16 protein-coding genes are annotated in these 20,130 nt (G+C 59.0%); 8 read left to right on the plus strand and 8 right to left on the minus strand.

Features of this window, described 5'->3' with window-relative positions; translation table 11 throughout:
• Positions 1-172 precede the first annotated feature (172 nt).
• Both GOV88_RS19935 and GOV88_RS19940 read right to left on the minus strand, forming a co-directional pair.
• Complete coding sequence (locus tag GOV88_RS19935; protein WP_170332125.1) at positions 173-451, minus strand: hypothetical protein; 279 nt, start codon at positions 449-451, stop codon at positions 173-175.
• A gap of 321 nt (positions 452-772) precedes the next feature.
• Entirely contained in the window at positions 773-3,055 is a 2,283-nt protein-coding gene (locus tag GOV88_RS19940; RefSeq protein ID WP_171135015.1) for an adenosylcobalamin-dependent ribonucleoside-diphosphate reductase, read from the minus strand.
• 129 nt (positions 3,056-3,184) lie between these two features.
• Here GOV88_RS19940 and GOV88_RS19945 point away from each other — a divergent pair, with 129 nt between their 5' ends.
• The gene (locus GOV88_RS19945) at positions 3,185-3,616 is read left to right on the plus strand and encodes a DUF1489 domain-containing protein (protein ID WP_171120170.1); all 432 of its coding nucleotides are present in this window, start codon (positions 3,185-3,187) and stop codon (positions 3,614-3,616) included.
• On the opposite strand, the gene hisG is transcribed toward GOV88_RS19945, so the two are convergent.
• The 3 genes from hisG to hisS are packed head-to-tail and all read right to left on the minus strand — an operon-like array spanning position 3,613 to position 6,911.
• Positions 3,613-4,302, minus strand: a complete 690-nt coding sequence (gene hisG / locus GOV88_RS19950) for an ATP phosphoribosyltransferase (protein WP_171127010.1) — start codon at positions 4,300-4,302, stop codon at positions 3,613-3,615. The two genes, GOV88_RS19945 and hisG, sit on opposite strands and share 4 nt — an antisense overlap.
• Positions 4,299-5,387: an ATP phosphoribosyltransferase regulatory subunit gene (locus tag GOV88_RS19955; RefSeq protein ID WP_171241492.1), complete on the minus strand. Its 1,089-nt coding sequence runs from the start codon at positions 5,385-5,387 to the stop codon at positions 4,299-4,301. Before GOV88_RS19955 ends, hisG begins: the two co-directional genes overlap by 4 nt.
• 3 nt (positions 5,388-5,390) lie before the next feature.
• A complete protein-coding gene (gene hisS / locus GOV88_RS19960; protein WP_171241493.1) occupies positions 5,391-6,911 on the minus strand; it encodes a histidine--tRNA ligase in 1,521 nt (506 codons plus the stop codon).
• Positions 6,912-7,037: 126 nt separating this feature from the next.
• Between hisS and GOV88_RS19965 the strand changes: the two genes are divergently transcribed.
• Positions 7,038-7,232: a SlyX family protein gene (locus tag GOV88_RS19965; RefSeq protein ID WP_171120162.1), complete on the plus strand. Its 195-nt coding sequence runs from the start codon at positions 7,038-7,040 to the stop codon at positions 7,230-7,232.
• Between the two features lie 4 nt (positions 7,233-7,236).
• On the opposite strand, the gene GOV88_RS19970 is transcribed toward GOV88_RS19965, so the two are convergent.
• The 3 genes from GOV88_RS19970 to dnaE all read right to left on the minus strand — a co-directional run bounded on the left by GOV88_RS19970 (position 7,237) and on the right by dnaE (position 11,490).
• Positions 7,237-7,605 carry a hypothetical protein gene (locus tag GOV88_RS19970; protein ID WP_171241494.1) on the minus strand — a complete coding sequence of 123 codons (369 nt, stop codon included), beginning with the start codon at positions 7,603-7,605 and terminating at the stop codon, positions 7,237-7,239.
• A gap of 51 nt (positions 7,606-7,656) precedes the next feature.
• The gene (locus tag GOV88_RS19975; RefSeq protein WP_171120159.1) at positions 7,657-7,872 is read right to left on the minus strand and encodes a glycine zipper 2TM domain-containing protein; all 216 of its coding nucleotides are present in this window, start codon (positions 7,870-7,872) and stop codon (positions 7,657-7,659) included.
• Between the two features lie 90 nt (positions 7,873-7,962).
• Positions 7,963-11,490: a DNA polymerase III subunit alpha gene (gene dnaE / locus GOV88_RS19980; RefSeq protein ID WP_171241495.1), complete on the minus strand. Its 3,528-nt coding sequence runs from the start codon at positions 11,488-11,490 to the stop codon at positions 7,963-7,965.
• Between the two features lie 344 nt (positions 11,491-11,834).
• Between dnaE and xdhA the strand changes: the two genes are divergently transcribed.
• The 6 genes from xdhA to GOV88_RS20010 are packed head-to-tail and all read left to right on the plus strand — an operon-like array spanning position 11,835 to position 20,121.
• Positions 11,835-13,232, plus strand: coding sequence for a xanthine dehydrogenase small subunit (xdhA, locus tag GOV88_RS19985; protein ID WP_171241496.1), 1,398 nt, complete (start codon positions 11,835-11,837; stop codon positions 13,230-13,232).
• Positions 13,229-15,631, plus strand: coding sequence for a xanthine dehydrogenase molybdopterin binding subunit (xdhB, locus tag GOV88_RS19990; protein WP_171241497.1), 2,403 nt, complete (start codon positions 13,229-13,231; stop codon positions 15,629-15,631). The genes xdhA and xdhB overlap by 4 nt, the downstream gene beginning before the upstream one ends.
• Positions 15,631-16,566: a xanthine dehydrogenase accessory protein XdhC gene (gene xdhC, locus GOV88_RS19995; protein ID WP_171241498.1), complete on the plus strand. Its 936-nt coding sequence runs from the start codon at positions 15,631-15,633 to the stop codon at positions 16,564-16,566. Before xdhB ends, xdhC begins: the two co-directional genes overlap by 1 nt.
• Complete coding sequence (locus tag GOV88_RS20000; protein ID WP_171120149.1) at positions 16,563-18,080, plus strand: ABC transporter ATP-binding protein; 1,518 nt, start codon at positions 16,563-16,565, stop codon at positions 18,078-18,080. Before xdhC ends, GOV88_RS20000 begins: the two co-directional genes overlap by 4 nt.
• Before the next feature lie 38 nt (positions 18,081-18,118).
• Positions 18,119-19,201 (plus strand): ABC transporter permease, encoded by a 1,083-nt coding sequence (locus GOV88_RS20005; RefSeq protein WP_171120147.1) that lies wholly within the window; start codon positions 18,119-18,121, stop codon positions 19,199-19,201.
• Entirely contained in the window at positions 19,201-20,121 is a 921-nt protein-coding gene (locus GOV88_RS20010; RefSeq protein WP_170384942.1) for an ABC transporter permease, read from the plus strand. The genes GOV88_RS20005 and GOV88_RS20010 overlap by 1 nt, the downstream gene beginning before the upstream one ends.
• Positions 20,122-20,130: the final 9 nt, after the last annotated feature.

Below are 20,130 nucleotides of genomic sequence, written 5' to 3' on the forward strand. Positions count from 1 at the left end.
CAGATCCTCTCTTAGCTCAGGCGGCCATCTGTCCCAAAATCCCTGATAACGGACAGTTTGTTGTTTCACTGGAGAGTGCACAGTGACGTGACCGCAGATGCTCAAGTGAGATTCAGGACTGAATCATTGTCAAAGCGGATCGGTCTAAACGCTAGTTTCACGCCTTCCGGCCTCATTCGTCTTGTAGCACCGAGCCCGCTTCGGGGCGGAGAAGTACAGACAATACTCGGCGGTGAATACGATCTAGATCGTAATCGGTTAGTTCTAAACCCTCAGTCATCCGCGCTTTGAATGATTGAAAGTCTCCGCGAGTAATCTCGTCACGGTTTTTGTCGTCTCCGGCAAGTTGCTGCGCGAGTTTTTCCTTTCGGAAGTCCAGGAGAAAACGGGAAAATCGAGCGTTCAATTCGGAGTATTGAGGGGACTCCTCGATAGGCGATTTGTTTTTCATCAATTAGGTATCCGATAGCCATGGAACTGCCCGAGCGGTTTTGCTGGGTAAGTACAACATTCTGGTCAGCTTTTGCGTGTGACGCGTATGAGACGATTTGGTTCCATGGCCATAGTCTTGAGATTTTCAGGTTTTGGTCAATAGCGCGAATGTTATCGATGGTCGCCCAACGCAGAACAGTCTCAAAACTCTACAGTAATCTTTTTTATTTTATTTCAAAGCCTTAAGAATCTGTGGGCATTAAAGACCGTTCAACTGGGCGCAAAAATCAACCTTATGGGCTATTTATGCCCACCCAAACACCACCTTATAACAGATCGTTTAGCCGCATTTGGAATGCCCGCAGCTTCGGCATGTCATACAGCCCTCGATCATTACCATATCGAACTGCCCGCAAGACGGGCACGCCTTGCCGCGTGGCCCATCCATGTTCACCACTTGCGCCTGCGGGTCGGACTTTAGGCCCATTCCCTCGCCTTCCAGAAATCCGATGTTGATAAGGTGTTGTTCAATGACGCCACCAATCGCAGCAAGGATCGACGGGATGTACTTGCCCTGAACCCAGGCCCCGCCGCGCGGGTCGAACACGGCCTTCAGCTCTTCCACCACGAATGACACATCACCACCACGCCGGAACACGGCCGAGATCATCCGGGTCAGTGCCAGCGTCCAGGCGTAGTGCTCCATGTTTTTCGAGTTGATGAACACCTCGAACGGACGACGACGCCCACCTATCACGATATCGTTGATGGTCAGGTAGATCGCGTGCTCGCTATCGGGCCATTTCAGCTTGTAGGTCGACCCCTCCAGCGATTGCGGCCGGTCCAGCGGTTCGGACATGTAGATCACGTCGCCGCCATCAACCTCGTGCGGCGCGTCAGCGCTCTCACCCGGGACCTTGTCCGCGCTTTCAGAAACCGTAAGGACCGATCCGGTCACATCATTCGGACGATAGGTCGTGCAGCCTTTGCAGCCTTGATCCCAGGCCTGCATGTAGACGTCTTTGAAGGCGTCAAAGCTGATGTCTTCGGGGCAGTTGATTGTCTTGGAAATCGAGCTGTCGATCCATTTCTGCGCCGCCGCCTGCATTTTGACGTGATCCGAAGGGGACAGCGTCTGCGCGTTCACGAAATAATCGGGCAGGGCGGTATCGCCGAACTTGTCGCGCCACATCTGCACGGCATAATCCACGACCTCTTCTTCGGTGCGCGAACCATCTTTCTGCAGCACCTTGCGCGTGTAGGCATAGGCAAAGACCGGCTCGATCCCCGAAGATACGTTACCCGCATAAAGCGATATCGTCCCCGTCGGCGCGATCGAGGTCAGCAAAGCGTTACGAATGCCGTGTTCGCGAATGGCATCGCGTACATCCTCATCCATCTGCTGCATAGTGCCGCTGGCCAGATATTTCTCGGCGTCGAACAAAGGGAACGCCCCTTTTTCCTTCGCCAAATCGACCGACGCCAGATACGCGGCGCGGGCGATCGCGTGCAACCAGCGTTCGGTCTGACGCGCCGCCTCGTCCGAGCCATAGCGCAGACCCAACATCAGCAGCGCGTCGGCCAGCCCGGTCACACCCAGCCCGATGCGGCGTTTGTCCTGCGCCTCGGCTTCTTGTTCGATCAACGGGAATTTCGACGCATCCACCACGTTGTCCATCATACGGACGGCTGTGGCGACCAGTTCCTGCAATGCAGCCTCATCCAGATGGGCGGCGTCCTCAAAGGGTTCCGCCACCAGCCGCGCAAGGTTGATCGAGCCGAGCAGACACGCGCCATATGGCGGCAGGGGCTGCTCGCCACAAGGGTTCGTCGCCGCGATGGTTTCCACATAGCTGAGGTTGTTGGCCTGATTGATGCGGTCAATGAAGATCACGCCCGGCTCGGCATAATCATAGGTAGCCTGCATGATCTTGTTCCACAGATCACGCGCTTGCACCGTTTGATAGACCTTGCCGCCAAAGACCAATTCCCACGGGCCATCGGCCTTGACCGCTTCCATAAACGGGTCCGTCACCAGCACCGACATGTTGAACATGCGCAAACGGGCGGGGTCGGATTTGGCGGTGATGAACTGTTCGATGTCCGGGTGATCGCAGCGCATCGTCGCCATCATCGCCCCACGGCGCGAACCCGCAGACATTATGGTGCGGCACATCGCGTCCCACACATCCATGAACGACAGCGGGCCAGAGGCATCCGCAGCTACGCCATGCACATCCGCGCCGCGTGGTCGGATGGTTGAGAAATCGTAACCGATCCCCCCGCCCTGCTGCATCGTCAGTGCGGCCTCTTTCAGCATATCGAAAATGCCGCCCATACTGTCGGGAATAGTGCCCATGACAAAACAGTTGAACAGCGTTACCTGACGCGCGGTCCCGGCGCCCGCGGTGATGCGTCCCGCGGGGAGGTATTTGAAATCCTCCAGCGCCTCAAAGAACTTGTCCTCCCAATGGGCCGCGTCTTTTTCCACACGCGCCAGATCGCGGGCGATGCGCCGCCAGCTATCCTCGACGGTTTGGTCAATAGGTGTGCCATCCGCCTGCTTGAAGCGGTATTTCATGTCCCAGATCTGCTCGGCGATGGGGGCGGCAAAGCGGCTCATTGGTGATTCCCTGTCCTGAAAGAGGTATCCAGACTACCTCAAATCACAACAAAACCACAACACCTTGATAGCATCGCCATGCAAGCTACAATATAGGGGTGGGCCTTGGGACGACTCTGTGGGAAAGCTGTGGATAAGTACGTAAACCTCATCAAACTTTCGGTCGGATCGGAAAGCGTCGATACGTTGATGGCGTGGCAGGACAGCCGTAAACCGCTCTATGAGGACGGCTGCCCGCGCCATGTCACCCGCATGTGGCCCAAACGCGAGACCGAGATTCTGAACGGCGGATCAATCTATTGGGTGATCAAAGGCGTGATCCAATGCCGCCAGCGCATCTTGCGATTGGACGAGGTTCGGGGCGAGGACGGCATCCGTCGTTGCGCGATCGTACTGGACCCCGAAGTACACCGCACCCAGAACGCCCTGAAGCGCCCCTTTCAAGGCTGGCGCTATCTGAAACCCGAGGATACTCCGGCCGATCTGCCCAAGGGCCGCGAGCAAGACGACGCCCTGCCCGACGATCTGAACCGCGCATTGGCGGATATCGGGTTGCTTTAGCTAAGGCGGTCCAGCAGTTCGGATAGAACGGCTTTGTCCTCAGCCTCATACTTGGCCACACGGCTGCGCCATAGCGTTGCCTGCGATTGCAGGATTAGCCCGTCGGTCAGGATTTTCAGGTGGTTCGCGCGCAGGGTTTCCCCGGTCGAGGTGATGTCAGCAATCGCCTCGGCGGTTTCGTTCATCACGGTGCCCTCGGTCGCGCCCTGACTGTCGACCAGCGTATAATCCGCCACGCCCGCGTCCGTCAGAAATTCCCGCACCAGCCGGTGATACTTGGTCGCAATCCGCAGCCGGTGACCATGAGTTTTGCGGAAGGCTGCCGCCGCCGCATCCAGATCGTCCAGCGTATCCACGTCCACCCAACAGGCGGGGGTCGCGATGATCAGGTCCGCCTTGCCAAAACCAAGCTGTGATATCTGTTCGACCTGCTGTTCCCAGCGCGGCAGTTTCTCATGCACCAGATCAATACCGGTCACACCCAGATGAATGCGCCCAGCGGCCAGTTCGCGCGGGATTTCCCCTGCGGATAGCAGGATCAGTGAAACACCGTCGATCCCATCGACTTTACCCGCGTATTCCCGGTCCGATCCGCTGCGCGACAGGGTGATGCCGCGCTTTTCGAACCAGCCAAAGGTCTTGTCCATCAACCGGCCCTTCGAGGGCACGCCCAGTTTCAAACTCATTGCGCGGCCTCCTCGATTTCAAGCATCAGGTCAGGGCGAATGACGCCACCTACGGCCGGAATTTCGGCCCCGTTCCCCAACTGCCGGGTCAGCGCGTCATAGCGCCCGCCAGTTGCAACGGGCGGCAGGTCGGGGCGACCTTCGGCGTAAAAACCGAAAACAAAGCCGTCGTAATATTCCATTGACGTGCGGCCATAGGCAGCTTCGAAATCCAACCGCTCCACATCCACGCCACGCGCCTGCAGCGACGCGACCCGCGCCTCGAGCCTGTCCAACGCCGGGGTGATCTGCGGTAAATCCACCGCCACATCTCGCAATTGTTCCAGTGCGAAGGGCATCGTTTCGCGCACGTTCAACAGGGTTTCCAGCCCGACCAATTCGTTATCCGAAATCGGAGGCGTATCGCGATCTTCGCGCAGCGCGGCGATCCGCGCCTCGATCTCGGCGGCGCGGCGTTTGCCGATCATAGGCGCTTCATTGGCAAGTGGGTCTTTGGCATCCAGCAGAGTGTCACGCCCTTCCGGGCCGGGCTTGCGACCAGCGAAGCGATCCAAAAGAACGCGGAAGCGGCGAGGCCGCCACAGGTGCCGCATCAGCGCGGCTTTGCGGCGGTCGGTGGTTTTCAGACCCGCAACGGCGGCGGTCAGGATACCGATATCCCCGGTCGCCGCGCGCAACGGCAAGCCACGCAATTGCAGCGCAAATAACGAGAAAACTTCCGCATCCGCGCCTGCGGGGTCGTTGCGGTCGAATACCTCGTACCCGACCTGAATATATTCATTCGAACGGTCCGGGTCGTGCTCCTGACGGCGGAAAACCTCACCGGAATAGGTATAGCGCGCTGGCTCGGCCCCGTCTGACATATGCATCTGCACCACGGGCAGGGTGAAGTCCGGGCGCAACATCTGTTCGCCCCGCAACGCGTCCGAGGTCACATAGGCGCGCGCGCGGATGTCCTCGCCGTAAAGGTCCAGCAGTGTGTCCGCAGGTTGCAGCAGCGGAGGGTCCACGACCTGCGCGCCTGCCGCCTCGAACCTGACGCGCATCATCGCGGCGCGGGCTTGTATCTGGGAACGGTTGGGCATGGGTCAGTCCTGACTGTCCAGAATTTCACGCACCTTGGCGACCAGATCACCGCGTGGTACCTCGAACTGGCTGGGGCGTTCTTTCCATTCCTCAAGCGTGGCGCTTTCGGCGATCTTGGCCCCAAGGATCAGGTCCTTGATCTGCACGATCCCGTTGGCTTTTTCATCGCCACCTTCGATCACCGCGATGGGTGAGTTCCGCTTATCCGCATATTTCAGCTGATTGCCAAAGTTCTTGGGGTTGCCCAGATAAACCTCGGCCCGGATGCCAGCATTGCGCAGCTCGGCCACCATAGCCTGATAATCGGCCATACGGTCGCGGTCCATTACCGTGACAACGACGGGGCCTTTGGCCTGCGCCGCGATCCGGCCCTTTTCGCGCAGGGCGGCCAACAGCCGGTCGACACCGATGGAAACACCGGTCGCGGGCACTTCCTGTCCAGTGAATCGCTTTACCAGATCGTCATAGCGACCACCGCCCGAGACCGACCCGAACTGCCGCTTGCGGCCTTTCTCGTCGAAAATCTCGAAAGTCAGTTCAGCCTCATAGACCGGTCCGGTGTAGTAGCCCAGTCCACGTACGACCGAGGGGTCGATGACAATGCGGTCAGGGCCATAGCCTTGCGCCTCAAGCAATTCGGATATTTCTTCGAGTTCCCGAACCCCATCCATTCCCGTTTGAGAAAACTTGTCCGTGCCGCCACCGCGAACAATGTCCGAAATAACGCTTAAGCTCGGCGAACCTTTCGTATCGTTCGCAACAAATGCCATAACAAGCGATTTTTGAATCTCAGTGAGTCCCGCACCTTGAGTGAAATCACCACTGTCATCGCGACGACCTTCGCCCAAGAGTTCTCGAACTCCGACCGGGCCCAAACGGTCGACTTTGTCGATGGCCCTGAGAACAATTCCTCGCTCAAACGAGTGCTTTTCGGGATTTTCTGGGTCCAACACACCCGCTACTTCCATCACACCATTCAAGAGCTTTCTATTATTCACCCGCACCAGATAGTCGCCGCGCGGAATTCCCACGGTCTCCAACGTGTCCGACAGCATCGCGCAAATCTCGGCATCCGCAGCCATCGACGCCGTGCCAACTGTATCCGCATCGCATTGATAAAACTGACGATATCGCCCCGGCCCCGGCTTTTCGTTCCGCCAGACCGGACCCATCGCATAGCGGCGATAGGGCGTCGGCAGGTCGTTGCGGTGCTGCGCATAGACACGGGCCAAGGGTGCTGTCAGGTCATAGCGCAGGGCCATCCAGTCGCCATTCCCGCCCTCGTCAAATTCCTGCCACGCAAACACACCCTCATTCGGACGATCCACATCCGGAAGGAACTTGCCAAGTGCCTCGACCGTTTCCACGGCGCTGCTTTCTAGCGCGTCAAACCCATAGCGATGATAGACGTCCGCAATCGTCTGCAGCATCTGCGCGCGCTGCGAGACTTCCTGGCCGAAATAGTCGCGGAACCCTTTTGGCGTTACGGCCTTGGGGCGGGGCTGTTTCTTGGGCTTGGCCATGTGGGGCGTCCTTGGGCGTTTAGTGTTCCGCGCGCGGTCTATCCCATGCCCCGCATCGGGGCAAGGCGCGCTTTCGCTGGTCATGGTCCGCCCGTGCCGCTATGACCACGCCCAAAGGAGATCCCCATGCAGCATCTGGAAGAACAGATCGCCCACCTGACCCGCACGGTCGAAGATCTGAACGCAGTCGTCACGGCCCAGCAATCCGAGATCGACCGCCTGACCCGACGCGTCGAGATGCTATTGCAACGCGAGGCTGAACGGGCACAAGAAGGGTCCGGCGGTGTCGTCTTTGGCGACGAACGCCCGCCGCATTACTGAAGACTTACAATCCCAAGGTCTTTTTCACCGCTGAATCGACCACACCACCCAACAGCGCGTCCTCGTCACCATCACATCCTTCGGTCAGCGCGGCCAGAAAGGTTTCGCGTAGTCTGGCCTTGTCTTCGTCGGACGCCGCATATGCCTCAATGTCGATCTGCCGATTATACAGAGACAAAGCCGTCATCTTGCCGACGACATCCAGAACATATTCGTCATTCCCGTCCGCCTCTTCAATGACCGAGGCGCAAGTGTGATACATCAACGGCAAAGCGTCCTGCTTCATCTGATCAGCTTCGTCGTCGGCCTTAGCTGCCATAGGCACCGCCAAAAACGCAGCGGCTGAAACCAGCGTGAATACGTGAAAACGCATATCAAGTCCTTTCGAATATAGCTTTTGCACTCGGTCCGACAGGTCCGGATACTACTTGTTGGCACCGATTATGGCCCCGACAACCGCGCCAGCCGCCGCACCTTTGCCGTCACCGACCAAAGCTCCGACCCCTGCGCCTATCAAAGCGCCCTTGATCGCGTCTTCTTCCTTTTTCTTGTCCGCGAGCGCCTGTGTCGCCGGCATCAGAACCAGCGAGGTTGCAACCGCGACCACCCATATTTTGAAATACAGCCTGGAATTTCCCATTTGGCGTCCTCCCGCGACTTAACCCAAATGAATTTCAACAGAATTCCAGCCTACCCCGACAGGCGTCTTCTGGCAATGAACCGTGGGTTTTCAGATTTCCTCAACCGACATGACACCGTCCAGAGATTTGATTGCCCCCTTGATCTGCGGGTTGATCGGAAAATCATGTCCCAGTTCCATCTCGACCTCACCTGGCAGGCCGGGGGCCATCAACAACAATTGGATCGGCCCGCGCGCGGCGTTTTTGGCAGCACCCGCCGCATCCTCCAGCACTTTGGCCACGGTGGGCAGGGCTTGTTCTTCGTCCACAAAAATGCGCAGACCGGTGGCCCCCGCATCGGCCACGACCGTATCTACTGGGCCTACCGACCGACCCAGCAACTTCAACTGATCAGCCTCCATTGTGGCTTCGGCGGTCAAAACTACCTGTGCGCCAGTTTCCAGATATTCCCGCGACTTCTCAAGCGTTTCAGAGAATAGCGTCACCTCATACGCGCCCGTTGGGTCAGACAATTGCGCAAAGGCGAACCGATTGCCTTTGGCGGATTTCCTTTCTTGCCGCCCGGCGACCACGCCTGTCATTTTCGCAATAAACGGGCCAGAGCGCGCCTTTTCCGTTACCTCATCCAGCGTCATCACTTGTTTGCGCTTCAATGCGGGCATGTAGTCGTCCAACGGATGGCCCGACAGGTAAAACCCGATGGCCTTGAATTCTTCGCTCAGACGTTCGGCTGGCAACCAGTCCGGCGTAGTGGACAGGCGCGGCTCAGGCAGATCATCCCCGGCCTCGCCGAACAGGGACACCTGGTTTGAATTCTTCTGATCATGGATCGCGGCTGAATACTGCACCAATTGCTCAAGGCTTTCGAACACGCGGCGGCGGTTCTTGTCGAGCTGATCAAACGCCCCCGCCCGTGCCATCATCTCAAGTGGGCGTTTACCGACCTTTTTCAAATCCACCCGGCGGGCAAAATCGAACAGGTTCACGAAAGGCTTATCGCTCGTTTCATCCTGCGCTCCTCCGGCGCGACGTCCATCGACCACAAGGTTCATCGCCTCAACGCCCACGTTTTTCAGCGCGCCCAACGCATAGACCAGATGCCCTTTAACCACGTCGAACGTCGCCAAGGACCGGTTCACGCAGGGCGGCACATAGGGCAGTTCCAGCCCCTTGCGGACTTCTTCGAAATAGACAGCCAGCTTGTCGGTCAGGTGGATATCGCAGTTCATGACACCGGCCATGAACTCGACCGGGTGGTTCGCTTTCAGCCAGCCGGTCTGATAGCTGACCACCGCATAAGCCGCCGCGTGGGATTTGTTGAAGCCGTAGTTGGCGAATTTCTCCAGCAGGTCGAACACCTCGGATGCCTTCTTGGCGTCCACGCCGTTTTCACCCGCACCCTTTTCAAACTTGGGGCGTTCGGCGTCCATCGCCTCTTTTATCTTTTTACCCATCGCGCGGCGCAGCAGGTCCGCGCCGCCAAGGCTGTACCCCGCCATGACCTGAGCGATCTGCATAACCTGCTCCTGATAAACGATGATGCCCTGCGTTTCCTCAAGGATGTGGTCAATCAGCGGATGCACGGATTCGATTTTCCGCTGCCCGTTCTTGACCTCGCAATAGGTCGGGATGTTCTCCATCGGGCCGGGGCGGTACAGCGCCACAAGGGCCACGATATCCTCGATACAAGTGGGTTTCATGCGCTTGAGCGCATCCATCATGCCCGAGGATTCCACCTGGAACACCGCCACTGTCTTGGCCGCAGAATAGAGCTTATATGTCGCCTCATCATCCAGCGGGATGGCGTTGATCTGGTTCTCGGCCCCCTCTGCCGGTTCGTAAAGCTCGGTGCCATCGGCGGCGATATGCAGGGGTCGCCCGGACTTGAAGATGATGTCCATCGCGTTCTGGATCACCGTCAGCGTTTTCAGACCCAGAAAATCGAATTTCACCAGCCCGGCCTGTTCAACCCATTTCATGTTGAACTGGGTTGCGGGCATGTCCGAGCGCGGATCCTGATACAGAGGCACCAGCGCGTCCAAAGGCCGATCCCCGATCACAACCCCCGCCGCATGAGTCGAGGCGTTCCGCAGCAGCCCCTCGACCTGTTGGCCATAGGTTAGCAGCCGGTCCACGACTTCCTCGTTGCGCGCTTCTTCACGCAGACGGGGTTCGTCTTTCAGCGCCTTTTCGATGGAGACGGGTTTGACCCCTTCGACCGGGATCATCTTCGACAGGCGATCCACCTGCCCGTAAGGCATCTGCAGCACTCGCCCGATATCGCGCACGGCAGCCTTGGACAGCAACGCACCAAAGGTGATGATCTGCCCTACCTTGTCGCGCCCGTATTTCTGCTGAACATAGCGGATCACTTCTTCGCGGCGATCCATGCAGAAGTCGATATCAAAGTCGGGCATCGAGACCCGCTCGGGGTTCAGGAACCGTTCAAACAGCAAGCTGTAGCGCAGCGGATCAAGGTCGGTAATCGTAAGTGCATATGCCACCAACGAACCCGCGCCAGACCCCCGCCCCGGCCCGACGGGAATGTCGTGGTCCTTGGCCCATTGGATGAAATCCGCAACGATCAGGAAGTAGCCGGGGAACCCCATCCCTTCGATGATGCCAAGTTCGAAATCCAGCCGTTCTTGATATTCCTCGGGCGTCACCGCATGCGGGATCACTGCCAGACGTTTCTGCAACCCCTCGTTGGCGATACGGCGCAGCTCAGCCACCTCGTCATCGGCAAATTTGGGCAAGATCGGATCGCGGCGATAGGCCATGAAGGCGCAACGTCGCGCTATTTCAACCGTGTTTTCAATCGCCTCGGGCAGATCAGCGAACAACGTCGTCATCTCTTGCTGCGACTTGAAATAGTGCTGCGCTGTCAGGCGGCGGCGACCGTCCTGCTGATCGACATACGCACCCTCCGAGATACAGATCAGCGCATCATGCGCCTCATACATATCTGATGTCGGGAAATAGACATCATTGGTGGCGACCAAAGGCAGGTTCTTGGCATAGGCCATCTCGACATGACCACGCTCGGTCAGGCGTTCTGCCTCGGGCTGTCCACCCTCACCAGGATGGCGTTGCAATTCAATGTAAAGGCGATCCGGGAACATACCGGCAAGCCGATCCACCAAGGCCTCCGCCGCCGGGCGCTGCCCCTGTTGCAGCAACATACCAACTGGCCCATCCGGGCCGCCGGACAGGCAGATCAAGCCATCTGACCGATCCGCCAATTCCTCCAACGTGACCTGCGGCAACTGCCCGCCCTTGTCCACGTATAAGCATGAACTGAGCTTCATCAGGTTTTCATAACCAACCTCAGACTGCGCCAACAACACCAGTGGCGCGGGTGCTTTGGGCTTTTCGCCGGGTTGCGCCTGAACATATGTCAGATCAACCTGACACCCCATGATCGGTTGCACACCCGCGCCACTGGCTGTCACGGAAAACTCCAAAGCTGAGAACATGCTGTTGGTGTCAGTAACAGCGACGGCGGGCATCTCCATCTTTTCACACAGACCCGGCAGCTTTTTCAGCCGCACAGCGCCTTCCAGCAGGGAATATTCGGTGTGAACGCGGAGGTGAATGAATCGAGGGGTACTACTCATGACCGCTACGCTATCCCAGCCTGCGGCCCGGCAAAAGCGCGAACCGCACCCTTTCAATGCCTAAAAAATCGGCGTCTATTATTCGGCTTTTCCAGAAGGTGCTTCGGGAATGGCAGCGCTGCCACTTCAAAAATATGTTTAATAACAAATGACTAATTGGCAGCGAGACCAAAAGATTCTCCATCAGATACGGTCAATGGTACATATCACAGGCAGTTTTTCTTGCCAGATAAGGCACGCTGTTTCTAACATCTGACGGCAAGCTATCCGCCCGCCACTCTTTCTACGTCGCATCGAAGGAGGGCACCCAAGGGCGCAACCGGGTAAGGCGACGGGTTTCACGAATGGATATCACGTTTCTTCTGAACGGAGAGACAGTGGAGCTGTCGGATGTTGATCCGACGGCCACCCTGCTGGACTGGCTGCGCGACGATCGCAGCCTGACCGGCACCAAAGAGGGCTGCAACGAAGGCGATTGCGGGGCCTGCACCGTCATGGTCACGGATGAGGGCGGCGCGAAGGCGCTGAACTCCTGTATCCTGTTCCTCCCGCAACTGCATGGCAAAGCGGTACGCACTGTCGAAGGCGCCAGCAGCCCAAATGGTGACGCCCACCCGGTGCAACAGGCCATGGTCGACCTGCACGGATCGCAATGCGGCTTCTGCACCCCCGGTTTTGTGATGTCGATGGTCGCAAGCCACGCAAATGGCACAACCGACCACGATACGCAGCTTGCTGGCAACCTCTGCCGCTGCACCGGCTATGCCCCAATCATCCGCGCAGCCGAGGCCGCCGAACAGCACCCCGTCCCGGAATGGATCACCGGCGACCAAACCTTCTCTTGTTCAAAAATACTTCGGGGGGAGGTCGCAGGCCGGGGGGCAGAGCCCCCCTACCTCCCCAACTCCGCCGACGAACTGGCAGAGCTTTATGCGCAATACCCCGATGCGACGTTGGTCGCCGGAGCCACGGATGTGGGCCTTTGGGTTACCAAACAACTGCGTGATCTCGACCCGGTGATTTTCCTTAGCCGCTGCGAAGACTTGAAACAGATCACGATCACCGACGAAGAAATTCGTTTCGGCGCCATGGTCGACATGAACCGGATGGGCGCGGCTCTGAGCGACCTCCACCCCTCTTACGCCGAGATGATCCGTCGTTATGCCAGCGTACAGGTCCGCCACGCCGCGACCGTGGGGGGTAATATCGCCAACGGATCGCCCATCGGGGACAACCCGCCTGCCTTGATTGCCCTTGGCGCAACTTTGCATCTGCGCAAAGCCGACGAGCGACGCTCGATGCCGCTGGAAGACTTCTTCATCGACTACGGCAAACAAGACCGCGCACCCGGAGAATTCGTTGAGGCCGTCAGCTTCCCGCGACAGGCGGACCGCCTAAAGGCATACAAGCTCAGCAAGCGGTTCGATCAGGATATCTCGGCCGTCTGCGGATGTTTCAATATCACCGTTTCAGAGGGCACCGTAACCCAAGCGCGGATCGCGTTTGGCGGAATGGCCGGCACGCCGAAACGGGCAACCCATGTCGAGGCCGCATTGATCGGTAAACAATGGACCGCTGCGACCATTCAGGCCGCGCTGCCTGCCTTTGCCGACGACTACCAACCACTCACGGACATGCGCGCCTCGGCCACTTATCGTCTGGAAACCGCTAAAGCGATGCTCGAGCGCTATTTCCTCGAAGATCAGGGCGAAGTGACCAACGTGTTGGAGGTGTCGGCATGAGCGTGACCAAACCCCTCCCCCACGACGCAGCCCCACTGCATGTTTCTGGCTCTGCGCGGTACGTGGACGACATCCCCACACCCAAGGGCAGCCTGCACCTGGCCTTTGGCCTCAGCCCGATCGCCAAGGGCAAGATATCAGGCATGGACCTGTCGGCTGTAAAAGCGGCTGATGGGGTTGTCATGGTCATGACGGCTGATGACCTGCCTTTTGCCAACGATGTCTCACCTTCAATCCATGATGAACCGCTGCTGTCGGACGGAACCGTTCACTATGTCGGTCAGCCGGTATTTCTAGTCGTCGCCACCAGCCATCTGGCCGCGCGAAAGGCCGCGCGTCTGGGCAAGATCGACTATGCTGAGGAAACTCCGATCCTTACAATCGAAGATGCACTGGCCGCCGACAGCCGGTTCGAGGACGGTCCGCGCGTTTATGCCAAGGGCGACGCGGGTGCGGCCATTGCGGACGCGGCTCATGTAATCGAAGGGTCGTTTGAACTCGGCGGGCAGGAGCATTTCTATCTGGAAGGCCAGGCGGCACTTGCCGTGCCGAACGAGGGCGCGGACATGCTGGTCCACAGCTCGACCCAGCACCCGACCGAGATTCAGCACAAGGTAGCCGACGCTTTGGGCGTTCCAATGCACGCTGTTCGCGTGGAAACCCGCCGGATGGGTGGCGGCTTTGGCGGCAAGGAAAGTCAGGGCAACGCTTTGGCCGTAGCATGTGCCGTGGCCGCGCGTGCGACGGGTAAGGCCTGCAAGATGCGCTATGATCGCGATGATGACATGATCATCACCGGCAAACGCCATGCCTTCCGTATTTCCTACAAAGCCGGGTTCGATGATAACGGTCATATTCAGGGCGTATCGTTCCTGCACCACGCCATCTGCGGCTGGGCGCAGGACTTGTCCCTGCCCGTGGCGGACCGCGCGATGCTGCATTCCGACAACGCCTATCTGTTGCCCAACGCGCGGATTGAAAGCCACCGACTGAAAACAAACACCCAATCCGCCACCGCCTATCGCGGGTTCGGTGGCCCTCAGGGTATGGTCGGGATCGAACGCGTGATGGATCACGCCGCGCATGCGCTTGGATTGGACCCTGTGGAACTGCGACGCCGGAACTACTATGAACCCGCGCACAAGGTGGTCGAAGGTGAACCAGCCGACAAACCACTCGGCCATCCCGACCCGCATGAAGACCTGACCAGCCGCGGCGCTGTTGAGATGGGCGACACGCCTTTGCGCCCTCTTCCCGCTGGCGGCAATACCACGCCTTACGGCATGGAAGTCAGCGATTTTGAGCTGCACGGCATGACCGCAGCGTTGCTGAAATCCAGTGACTATGCGGCGCGCAAGGCAGCGATAGAAAAATGGAATGCCGAGAACAGCGTGATCAAGAAGGGCATCGCCTTTTCTCCGGTGAAGTTCGGGATTTCCTTCACGCTGACCCACCTCAATCAGGCGGGCGCGCTGGTGCATGTGTATCAGGACGGCTCGGTCCATCTGAACCATGGCGGTACCGAGATGGGACAGGGCCTGTTCCAGAAGGTCGCGCAAGTGGCTGCGTCACGGTTCGGGATTCCGTTGGACATGGTCAAGATCACCGCAACCGACACCGCCAAGGTGCCGAATACATCGGCAACTGCGGCATCCTCGGGCAGTGATCTGAACGGCATGGCCGTCAAAGCCGCCTGCGACACGATCCGTGACCGGATGGCTGACTATCTGGCCGAGCGGCATCAGGCCGATCCGTCGACAGTCGCCTTCACGGATGGCCACGTTTCGGTCGGCGAAGAACGCTATACCTTTGCCGAGGCAGCGGCGCTGGCCTATCAGGGCCGGATTAGCCTGTCCGCCACGGGGTACTACAAAACTCCCAAGATCGAATGGGACAGGATCGCAGGCCGTGGGCGCCCGTTTTTCTACTTCGCATATGGGGCCTCGATCACCGAGGTCGCGGTGGACACTCTGACCGGTGAGAACCGCATCCTGCGCACCGATATCCTGCATGACGCGGGCGCATCGCTGAACCCGGCGTTGGACATCGGGCAGGTCGAAGGCGGCTACGTGCAGGGCGCGGGATGGCTGACGACCGAGGAGCTGGTCTGGGACGGCAAGGGCAATCTACGCACGCACGCCCCCTCGACCTACAAGATCCCGGCCTGTTCGGATCGGCCCGACATTTTCAACGTAGCGCTTTGGAATGGCGAGAACCGCGAGGACACAATCTATCGCTCGAAAGCGGTGGGTGAGCCACCATTTATGCTGGGTATCTCGGCATGGCTGGCGCTGTCGAATGCGGTCGCCGCGTGCGGAGACAGCTATCCCGCGCTGGATGCCCCCGCCACGGCTGAACAGGTCTGGCATGGCATTCAACGGATGAAGGGAGACATCTGATGGGATTTGACCTTGAGGCTTTGAGGGAGGCGGTCAACACCCACGGGAAAGTCACCCGGGTCGTCATCGCTGCGATCAAGGGGTCATCCCCGCGCGAAGTCGGTGCCGCCATGCTGGTCTGGCAGGGCGGGCAATCCGGCACGATCGGCGGTGGCACGCTGGAATATCAAGCAGCAGAAACGGCGCGCACTCAAACTGTGCCGTCCCGTCTGACGCAGCACGCGCTTGGTCCCGATCTTGGGCAATGCTGCGGTGGCGCAGTCTCGTTATTGACCGAGGTCTATGACCTTGATGCAGTGAACGCGCTGGACGACACGATCATCGCACGTTCAGCGTCCGGCGCCGAAATGCCCTTGTCAGTCAAACGGTTGATGGCACAGGTACGCGGACAAGGAACAGTTCCACAGCCCCACCTTCTTGACGGTTGGATGGTTGAGCCCGTCCACAAACCGACCCGCAAGCTGTGGATTTGGGGCGCTGGCCATGTCGGGCGCGCATTGGTCGATGTTCTGTCACCGCTGCCTGAGCTGGCAATCACATGGGTCGATACCGGCCCGGAACGGTTTCCCGGCGATATCCCGGCATCTGTTACGGCTGTACCCGCCGCAAAACCCGCCGAACTTGTCCGTCATGCCCCGCGTGATGCCGAGCATTTGGTTCTGACTTATTCCCACAATCTGGACCTGGAACTTTGCAACCGTTTGCTGACGCACGGTTTCGGCTTTGCCGGGCTGATCGGCTCGGCTACGAAGTGGGCGCGATTCCGGTCGCGGCTGGCCGCCCTTGGGCACTCGCCCGAACGGATTAGCCGGATCACCTGCCCCATCGGTGACCCCGGTCTGGGCAAACACCCGCAGATGATCGCCGTTGGTGTCGCAGCACAATTGCTGCGCCCCGCCCGGCAGAACGAGTTGAAGAAGGACCTGAGCGCGTGACCACTCCACTCCTAAGCTTACAAGGGCTGACTAAAGCCTATCCCGGCGTCGTGGCCAATGATCAGGTGTCTTTTGACATCGGCGAAGGCGAAGTTCACGCCCTGTTGGGCGAGAATGGCGCGGGCAAATCCACGCTGGTGAAAATGATCTATGGGCTGGTGAAACCCGACAGCGGCACGATGCTGCTGCGCGGCCAGCCCTTTGCACCACCCGAACCGCGTGCGGCGCGGGCTGACGGGATCGCGATGGTATTCCAGCATTTCTCGTTGTTTGACGCGCTGAACGTGGCCGAAAACATTGCGCTGGGGATGGAAAACCCGCCGCCAATGGGCGATCTGGCCTCGCGTATCCGCGAAGTGTCCGAAACATACGGCCTGCCTCTGGACCCGTTTCGCACCGTCGGCGATCTGTCGGCGGGCGAACGTCAGCGGGTCGAGATCATCCGCTGTCTGTTGCAGGATCCCAAGCTGCTGATCATGGACGAACCCACATCGGTTCTGACCCCGCAAGAGGTCGAGATCCTGTTTGAGACCCTGAACAAACTGCGGTCCGAGGGCACCTCGATCCTGTATATTTCGCACAAGCTGGAAGAGATCCGCACGCTCTGCGATCACGCCACAATTCTGCGGCTGGGCAAGAACGTCGGCGAATGTGTTCCGGCTGAAACCTCGGCCCGTGACATGGCTGAAATGATGGTGGGCTCGACCCTACAAACACCTGAACGCGGTGGCCGAGAATTTGGCGACGTCGCGCTGGATGTAAGCGGATTGTCGGTGCCCTCGCCTTCCGAGTTTGGCACGGCGCTGCGCAATGTACACATGACCGTCCGCAAGGGCGAGGTTCTGGGCATTGGTGGTGTCGCCGGGAACGGTCAGGACGAACTACTGGGCGTTTTGTCGGGTGAAATCCAGACAACAGCTGATGCGATCAAGTTCAACGGCCAACCGATTGGCAAGCTTGGCCCCACCGCGCGACGCAAGCTGGGCGTGCTGACCGCGCCCGAAGAACGTCTGGGCCACGCGGCCGCACCGGACATGAGCCTGACGGAAAACGCCCTGCTGACGGGTTCTGTCCGCGAAGGACTGGAAAGCAATGGGTTCCTGAAGTGGGCCGACACCAAGAACTTTGCGGAAAAGATTATCGAGGCGTTCGACGTACGCACGCCGGGGCCAGAGAACGCCGCGCGATCGCTATCGGGCGGGAACCTGCAGAAATTCGTGATCGGACGCGAAGTTCTGCAAAACCCGGACGTTCTGGTCGTGAACCAACCCACTTGGGGTGTGGACGCGGCGGCGGCAGCCTCGATCCGGCAGGCCATTCTGGACCTGGCGGCCAAGGGCACAGCGGTCATCTGCATCAGTCAGGATCTGGATGAACTGATGGAAATCTCAGACAGTTTCGCGGCCTTAAACGAAGGACGACTAAGCGCACCCCGCCCGACCACTGGGCTGACGGTAGACGAAATCGGCCTGATGATGGGTGGCGCACACGGCATGGAGGTAGCCCATGTCTAAAGCATTACAGAAAAAGATGAAAACGGGGGTGTGAGTAGATGATAGTGTTGGAGAAACGGCCTCAGCCGTCCAAGGCGTGGTCTTATGCCACCCCTCTGGTCGCGGTAGTGGCGACCATGCTTTTCGGCGGCATCCTGTTCGCCATTTTGGGTAAGAACCCGGTCGAAGCCATCGGTACCATTTTCTGGGAACCGCTGTTTGGTGAGTTCGCCTTTTACTACCGCCCGCAACTTCTTGTGAAAGGTGCGCCGCTGGTGCTGATCGCCATTGGCCTGTCGCTGGGCTTTCGGGCCGGTATCTGGAATATCGGCGCCGAAGGGCAGTACATCATGGGCGCCATCTTTGGCGCAGGTGCAGGTCTGGCCTTTTATCCGCTGGACGCGTTCTACATCTTTCCGATCATGGTGATTGCCGGTGCGTTCGGTGGCTGGCTCTGGGCAATGATCCCTGCCTTTCTGAAGGTTCGCTTTGGCACCAATGAAATCCTTGTTTCGCTGATGCTGGTCTATGTGGCCGAACAGATGCTGGCCTCGGTTTCGCTGGGTCTGCTGAAAAACCCCGAAGGGTTCGGCTTTCCCGGATCGCGTAACCTGCAAGCCTATGACAGTGCGCATAACGCGGAACTGATCGCCGGGTCCGGGATGCACTGGGGTGTGGTGACAGCGCTGATCGCCGTGATCTTTGCCTATGTCCTGCTCAACCGTCACATGCTGGGCTTTCACATCCGCCTGACGGGTGAGGCACCGCGCGCTGCGAAATTCGCAGGCGTGAACCCGGCCCGCCTGATCCTGTTTTGCTTGGGCGTTTCCGGCGCATTGGCAGGACTGGCCGGAATGTTCGAGGTTTCGGGACCTTCAGGTGTGGTCAGCATCGACTTCAACGTCGGCTATGGCTTCACCGCGATCATTGTGGCCTTTCTCGGTCGTCTGCACCCGGTGGGTATCCTGCTGGCCGGTGGCCTGATGGCGCTGACCTATATCGGTGGTGAAATCGCGCAGTCCCAGCTTGGCCTGCCTGCCGCCGCCATTCAGGTGTTCCAGGGGATGCTTCTGTTCTTCCTGCTGGCCTTCGATCTTTTGACCAACTACCGCATCCGTGCGGCCCGTAGCGAGGTAGCGTAATGGACCTTGGTGAAATCAACCCCGTCCTCTTGGTCGCCTCTTTGATGGTGGCCGCAACCCCCCTGCTTTTGGCCGCGATCGGAGAGCTGGTCGTCGAAAAAGCAGGTGTTCTAAACCTCGGTGTCGAGGGCATGATGATCGTCGGCGCAATCAGCGGTTTTGCAATCTCGGTCGAGACCGGATCACCTTGGCTGGGCTTTATCGCTGCGGCGATCGGCGGCGCGGTACTGTCCCTGTTGTTTGTGCTGCTGACGCAGGTTGCGTTGGCCAACCAGGTTGCCAGTGGCCTTGCGCTCACCTTGTTTGGATTGGGTTTCAGCGCCCTTCTGGGTCAAAGCTATGTGGGGATCAAACCGCCCAGCATGGGGGATATTCACATCCCGCTGATCAGCGATATCCCGGTTATCGGCCCGATCCTGTTCCAGCACGACCCGATCCTTTACGTCGGAATTGCTCTGACTGCGGCGGTTTGGGCCACGCTGAAATACACCCGCGTCGGCCTGATCCTGCGCGCGGTCGGCGAAAACCACGACGCGGCCCACGCGCTTGGCTACAAGGTCATCAAGATCCGTATCATGGCGATCTTGTTCGGCGGCGCCTGCGCGGGTCTGGGTGGCGCTTACATCAGCCTTATTCGCGTGCCGCAATGGACCGAGGGCATGACGGCCGGTGTCGGCTGGATCGCCCTTGCGCTGGTGGTCTTCGCCAGTTGGAAACCGTGGCGCGCTTTGCTGGGTGCCTATTTGTTCGGCGGTATCACCGTGTTGCAGCTTAATTTGCAGGCAGCAGGCGTTGCCATTCCTGTCGAGTATCTGGCAATGTCGCCCTATATCATCACGATCCTTGTGCTTGTGATCCTTTCGGCCGACAAGAGCAGCGCACCTGCCTCACTGGGCCGGACCTTCCATGCCTCGCACTAGAGGCCAACT

Source organism: Ruegeria sp. HKCCA5491, assembly GCF_013034565.1.
Lineage (GTDB): Bacteria > Pseudomonadota > Alphaproteobacteria > Rhodobacterales > Rhodobacteraceae > Ruegeria.